General features: G+C 36.4%; 8 protein-coding genes. 3 read left to right on the top strand and 5 right to left on the bottom strand.

The window, feature by feature from the left end:
• Positions 1-355: 355 nt before the first annotated feature.
• The 3 genes from ACFWE9_RS25375 to ACFWE9_RS25365 form a co-directional block, all read right to left on the bottom strand.
• Entirely contained in the window at positions 356-1840 is a 1485-nt protein-coding gene (locus ACFWE9_RS25375; protein ID WP_377359415.1) for a recombinase family protein, read from the bottom strand.
• A gap of 46 nt (positions 1841-1886) precedes the next feature.
• Positions 1887-2339 (bottom strand): ATPase, T2SS/T4P/T4SS family, encoded by a 453-nt coding sequence (locus ACFWE9_RS25370; RefSeq protein WP_377359413.1) that lies wholly within the window; start codon positions 2337-2339, stop codon positions 1887-1889.
• A 96-nt stretch (positions 2340-2435) separates the two neighbouring features.
• On the bottom strand, positions 2436-2816 hold the full coding sequence (locus tag ACFWE9_RS25365) for a Spx/MgsR family RNA polymerase-binding regulatory protein (RefSeq protein ID WP_230156748.1): 381 nt from the start codon (positions 2814-2816) through the stop codon (positions 2436-2438).
• A 213-nt stretch (positions 2817-3029) separates the two neighbouring features.
• Here ACFWE9_RS25365 and ACFWE9_RS25360 point away from each other — a divergent pair, with 213 nt between their 5' ends.
• The gene (locus ACFWE9_RS25360; RefSeq protein WP_230156746.1) at positions 3030-3731 is read left to right on the top strand and encodes a helix-turn-helix transcriptional regulator; all 702 of its coding nucleotides are present in this window, start codon (positions 3030-3032) and stop codon (positions 3729-3731) included.
• An 84-nt stretch (positions 3732-3815) separates the two neighbouring features.
• On the top strand, positions 3816-4058 hold the full coding sequence (locus tag ACFWE9_RS25355; protein ID WP_076365317.1) for a DUF2626 domain-containing protein: 243 nt from the start codon (positions 3816-3818) through the stop codon (positions 4056-4058).
• 54 nt (positions 4059-4112) lie between these two features.
• On the opposite strand, the gene ACFWE9_RS25350 is transcribed toward ACFWE9_RS25355, so the two are convergent.
• Positions 4113-5210, bottom strand: coding sequence for a class I SAM-dependent methyltransferase (locus tag ACFWE9_RS25350; RefSeq protein ID WP_230156745.1), 1098 nt, complete (start codon positions 5208-5210; stop codon positions 4113-4115).
• Between the two features lie 255 nt (positions 5211-5465).
• Positions 5466-6092, bottom strand: a complete 627-nt coding sequence (locus ACFWE9_RS25345) for an MBL fold metallo-hydrolase (RefSeq protein WP_230156744.1) — start codon at positions 6090-6092, stop codon at positions 5466-5468.
• Between the two features lie 232 nt (positions 6093-6324).
• Between ACFWE9_RS25345 and ACFWE9_RS25340 the strand changes: the two genes are divergently transcribed.
• On the top strand, positions 6325-6498 hold the full coding sequence (locus ACFWE9_RS25340; RefSeq protein ID WP_034308396.1) for a DUF2759 domain-containing protein: 174 nt from the start codon (positions 6325-6327) through the stop codon (positions 6496-6498).
• Positions 6499-6589: the final 91 nt, after the last annotated feature.

Below are 6589 nucleotides of genomic sequence, written 5' to 3'. Positions count from 1 at the left end.
ATTATATATAACTGTTATAACTGTATAGATTAAAAGAATATGGCTTCGCCAGTTCGGAACTAAAGTTCCTCACTTTTACTTGAAAAGATTAACTAATATATCTATTGATAGCTATGAATAGTAATTACAATATTACTTTTAAATAAAGCATGGCATGAAGCGTAAGCGTAATGTCATGGCGTAAGCAATATAACCTTAATTAAATATTGTCACCAGTTTAATAACTGGTTTTATAGATACTGAGTTAATACCCTTTAACTGTAATGACACTCCTTCCCTCTAATGGCTTGATAGCTGTTAGAGGGGGGGGGTTCTTTTTTTATGTCTGAAATAAAAAAAAGAATAATCATAATGACTATTCCTCGTTGTATCTTATCATTAGCTTTGGTGACGAATCGCCTTTCTTGTAAGACCAGAATATTCCATTAACTAAACCATGTAACAAACGGTTTATTTTTTCGTCTGAGTATCCTTCACCGTCTAGTAAGTGCCACTTACCAACTAGGTTCTCAATAGCTTCTATCTGTTCCTTTAAGGTTTCTATTTTAATTTGCTTATTATCCTTTTCTAATATTAGCAATTCATTTTCAATTAGTTTTATTTCCTCTACTCTTTTAGCTTTTCTTTTACGATAAGCAATAATATCTAATTCATCTTCTTCAAAAAGTATATCTATCTTTTCTAACGCCCTTTTAGACTTGTTTAATTGGGCTGTAAGCTGATCTTTTTTAAACTGAGTATTATCTTCTTGCTTATCTTCTTCAAATGTCTTCAATGCCTCTAATATGCTTTCTTTATGTTGCAGAACCTCTTTCTTAATCAATGCTAATACAGGATTATAATAAAAACCTCTATTCCCACACTTACAATGTTTAATGTAAATCTTGTTAATATTTGGTTTTAAGTTACAACCTTGCGACCTTCCACAATCTGCACAGTAAATAAGGTTACTTGTAGGATAAATTCTATTTTTACTTCTAGGTGCTTTAAATGAATATTGATTAACAATATTATTAGCTGCATTCCATGTAGTCTCGTCTACTATTGATGGGTGTGCGTTTTGGACGATAATCCACTCGTCTTTAGGTCTAATATCATTGGAATGCTTACCAATACTTCTATTACTAACTATCGTTCCCTTATAAGCCTCATTATTTATAATTCGTTGAATACTGTTATAGTGAAAAGAGTTCCCTTCCCTTGTTTTAATCCCTATATTATTAAGATGGTTTATTAGAGTTGGTATAGTAGTGCCTTTAACTATTTCAGAAAAAATAACCTGAATATCTTTAGCACGTTCATTAGGAACAAGTTTTTTGGTTTTAGTGTCTTTTGTATAACCTAATGGTGCTACTCCATTTGTCCAATGACCTTGTTTTTGGGCGTATTCTTTACCCCTTCTCATACGTTTTAATATTTGCTTATATTCTCCACTAGCAATAAGGTTAGTTATCCCTAGTAATAAACTATCGTCATCTTTTGCAAGATCATACATTCTATGTGGTGTAACAATGAATGTTTCTGTTTGATATAGTATCCGTTTAATATCACTTGCGTCATATTCATTTCTTGAAAGCCTATCTATGTCCATTACTACCACAGCGTCAAAATAATCCTGTTGTACTCGGTCTAGTAGCTTAACCATTTGTTCTCGATTTATAATGGTGCTACTGGAGGCAACTTCTTCAAATATCTCATATGACCAGCTGTTTTCATTACATAAGGCAATCAGTGTTTGACGGTGGTTATCTAATATTTGTTCTATACCTAAGTTTTCTTCATCTCGACTTAATCTTAAATATACTGCTACATGCTTGATATTCTCGTTGTTAAATAGCAAATAATCACCTTCCTAACGGTAATTATATATTATGCTACCCACCAACTCAACCAGTAGGACCAGTAAATATGAGCATGCCATGGGAGTGCTTCAGAAGTGCAATCAATTTTTGAATGGTGTTTGGAAATAAGGATAACTGTTCTAGAGGAAGGATATTCTGTTGGGGTATTAAGCGGATGACCAAACTTTCGAGATGGGCAGTGGGTAATGTGGAGAGACGGAGACCAACCACTTGGTTAGCTAAATTGATGGTGATTGCGCCACTCTGCGGTCTCCTTTTCTCCCCTATATCCATAGCGGCAAGGAACTTCAAATGGGCTATGAGCCTTTCAGCTTCGAAGAGCGTTAATGTTTCCTGAGGAACGAGCTTATTGTCTACCCTGAATTGGATGAGAGGCCCCTCCTTACGAAAAAAAATGTGGATATCCGATGCCGATACCTGAATGGCCCGGGTAAGTATTTTTTCTGCTGTCTTTTCAATCGATATCAAATCATTCATCACCTCCTATGATTCTTGTTAGTAGAAATTCGACAACTCACGACAAATTCCTGCTTCAAATTAAAAAAATCCCCGAAAAAAATTTCGAGAATCAACTTACATACTCATTTTCAAAGCCAACTTTTGTGAGACCAAATTTCTTAATGCATCTTCATTGTGACCAATCACTAATTTTTCCCCATCAATAAGGATGGGCCTTCTTAATAACTTCGGTTCTCTTGTCAATAATTGGATGACATCAGAAAGCAACATTTCGTCAATATTAACATGTAAGCCTTTGTATGCTTCACTTCTTGTTGCTAAAACTTCATCAAGGCCTTCCGTTGTCAATGCAAGAATTCTTTTTAACTCTACTTCAGTTGGAGTTTCTCTGAATAAATGTCGCTCATCGAAGGAAATATGATTGGCTTTTAACCATTTTTTTGTTTTTCGGCAAGATGTACAACTTGGGTACGAAAAGAAAGTTAAATGTTCCATACAAACACTCCCCTGTTCACATTTTGTATATATATACTCTATGTAATGATTGTATAACATTTGTATAATAGTTGTATATCTTTTTGCACTATAAAACTGTTTAAAATGTGAACTTTTTTTAAACTAAAGGGAGTTTGCCCTTTCTGTTATTCCATTTTTTTCTGCCTGTATTATAATGGGTATAATTAACTATGTTACAGCAGGAGGGTATAAATGGAACAAACTTTAAGAATAACAAACGTGTTAGCAGATCCAACCCGATTTTATATTTATCAATTTATTATGAACAACCATGGAGATGTATCTGTACAGCAAATCGCCGAATCTTTTAAAATCCATCCAAATGTTGCCCGTTTACATTTATCAAAACTTGAGGATGTTGATATGCTCACTTCGGATGCTCGCAAAACGGGGAAAGGCGGACGGCCCAGCAGGCTTTATCGATTGTCTAATAAAGTCATTCAGCTTCATTTTCCATATAGGGACTATCAGCTGCTATCAAGGATTGCAATCCAGACGATGATGACATTAGGAGAGCAAGGGAAACAGGCTCTTTATGAAACGGGAAAATTATTCGGAGAGGAATTGATCAAAGAGCAACTATCATTGAACTCAACACCGATTGATGGACTTGCTTTTTCGGAAAAAGTCGACATGCTTAAAAATGCGGCTACCATTGCAGGCTTCTCACCTGAAATACAAGCAAGCGAAGTAGAAAATAAAATTTCCTTTCGTATCTTCAATTGTCCGTTTAAGGAAGTTACTGCAGTAGAGCCAAATACAATGTGTTCCATGCACAATTCATTTTTAAAAGGGATGTTCGAAGCCTTGTTTGACAATGTACATATTGTGGAAATAGAAAATATGATGTCCAATTGCGCAACATGTTCTTATCAGGTTTCTGTTCTCACATAGAAACAAAAGGCATCCTTTACATTACCTTACAATTTCATTTATAATTATTTGGAATGTACACGACAGTCATAAGGAGGGATTCGGATGGAACGAATGTTCAGAGTATGTGGATTTTGGACAGGAATTATGGCAATTTTCTTTTATCTCGGCCATATGCATCAAACTTCTTTACTTTTCTTTGCACAAACTATCTTTTTTGTACTTTTAAGTTATTTGAAATTATCTGAGCGCATGTATATTTATGTTTTTGGCGCCTATCTTACCGTTTTCTTTGCAGGATTTTCCTACTGGAGCGTATTTATGATGACTCCGGGTACTGCGCATTAAGAACAAGCAATTTACATAACCCATGAATTTTGATTCATGGGTTTTTACTTGTCCTTATAAAGGAAAGAACTTTACTTCTTGAGATAAATTCTTCGATTGAAGCAACACTCTAAAATGTGCACTAAATCCCCCTGGTACGATTAACCCCCGAACTGCACGATTGCGTTTTGCCGTTTTGGAGAATGGATCGGTCTCTTGGTGTTCCTTCAATTCCTCAAGTATCCCAGTTTTAAGCAGGAATTCATTTTGCGGATAAAGCCCCTCATCGGAAAGACCCTTTCTTTTTCCACTTTCGATTAATGTGTCAAAATGGATATGTGTCGTCAAATCCATTTCACCAGGATGCATAAGGGCATCTTTAATCATTTCATGCTGATAATAGCCCCTCAAGCTCCCTTGAAGATGAGCTGGCTCCTTCCATTCCTTTTCGGTATAACCATAATCAATTGTAAGGAAAATACCCGATATGATACTTGAAGCGATTTTCTCATATTCATCAACCATTTTTAGCGGAACTTCGTATCGTTGTTTTTCTTTTATTATGATGGCCCTCTCTGTTAGATAAGATAGAATGTCAGGGTTTACCAAAGGTTCCCTCACTTCTACCAGATGGCCTTCTTTCACAGCTACGAACACCTCTACAAGGGCTCCATTATTCTTTTCAATCACATGTACAGGTAAAGCATCGAATAGTTCATTTGAAAAGACGATTCCATTTATTTTCTTCCATTTTTCTAAACTGGTAGCAAAAACTGCCTGTTTGAACATCCCTAGTCGCTTCTGTTGAATCTTTCTGTGATACGGACTGCTATCCACAAGAATATACGTTAAAGAGTCCCATATCAGCGGTTCCGTTTCTTTAATGAAACCGAGGATGTCATAAGCCAACTTGCCGTCACCTGCACCGATTTCAACGATTCTCGGTGAAACTCCGCACACTTTTATCAAATAAATGAACCATCTGGCAAGTGTCCTCCCAAATGCATCCCCAACATTTCCAGACGTATAAAAATCCCCTCTTGAGCCGATTTTCTCTTTTTCCCTTACATAGTAACCAATATTTGGCGCATATAAAACAGCATCCATATAGTCATGATAGGAAATTCTCTTTTGGGAGCTGCTTTCAATCAATTCAATCAAGTGATTTTTCAACACAATGCCTCCGCCTCCGCCATCATATTTAGAAATTAATCCTTGTCCTAATTTTGTGTACTAGCTACATGGTCAAAAATAAGTTTTTTTATTGACAATCTACAGAAAATAACACGAACTATATTTCAAAGTTCACAAAACATTCAATTTATTACGAAGCATAATCAGTATAGTTGCGAAAATGTCTTTTTTCAATATTTTTACATGTAAAGAACTTAAAATAAAGCAGGTGCCAAATGGCACCTGCAAAGGTTCTTATCTCAAAAAGGGATTTGTATTCTTTTCATCTAAAATTGTCGTGACTGGCCCATGACCAGGAAAAACAATAGTATCATCAGAAAGTGTCAGCAGTTTCGTATCAATGCTTTTTAACAGCACGGACTCGCTCCCGCCTATTAAATCCGTTCTGCCAACGCTTCCCTGGAACAAGACATCCCCTGAAAAGAGGAGACGTTCTTCCTTTGCATAATACGAAACGCTGCCTGGTGAGTGTCCAGGGGTTTCAAATACCTCGAAAGTGAACTCACCAATAATAAGTTCCTGCTCATTTGCCAGGATATGATCAGCCGGCTTCATGCGCATTGGGTTTTCAGGAAACCAGTTTTGGGAACCATTTAAAGCGGGATCAAGTAGCCACTTGGCCTCTTTTTCATGGATATAGGCAGGTATCTCATAATAATCCCGAATGGCATCCAGAGCACCAATATGATCAAAATGTGCATGTGTCAATAAAATAGCCAACGGCCTCAATTTTTTTGTTTGTATGTACTGAATGATTTTTTGAGGCTCTTCACCCGGATCGAAAATGATGCAATCCTTTTCATTTGAAACGACATAACAATTCGTTTGCAGCGGGCCTAGAGGAATTTGTGTCCATTTCATTTCATCAACTCCAATATAATTTTCTATCTCCATCTTACACCAATTCAAGCTGCTAATGTTAATCCAGTTTACTTAAGCCATACAAGTGTCACCTTTTAAACCTCGACAAATATTTGAAAAAATATTAAAATATTAACAAATGCAATCTTTTCTACATATTTTTGGTAGTTGCCTTATTCTCTGGGTATATTATTAGAGATGAGGTATTCATTACGAAAAAGGGGGTTTTGCTATGATATTAATGGTTGTTTTCGGACTTGTGGCTATCTTAGGAGTAGCCGCTGTATTTACTTCATTAAAAAAGAGAAACTTCTTAGGATTCATTTTTGCAGCCGGCAGTGCAGTCGTGTTTGGCTGGTTTACTGTTATGACTGTCATCAACAGCGGTTTTCCTGTTGCACATTAAAATCGAGTAGGAGGAGGCGCCTAGCCTCCGACCTCTCACACCACCGTACGTACCGTTCGGTATACGGCGGTTCAGTTTAAGTCTGACGCAG

It is taken from the genome of Peribacillus sp. NPDC060253 (assembly GCF_042727425.1).
Taxonomy (GTDB): domain Bacteria; phylum Bacillota; class Bacilli; order Bacillales; family DSM-1321; genus Peribacillus.
This window is presented reverse-complemented; position numbering and strand designations above follow the sequence as displayed.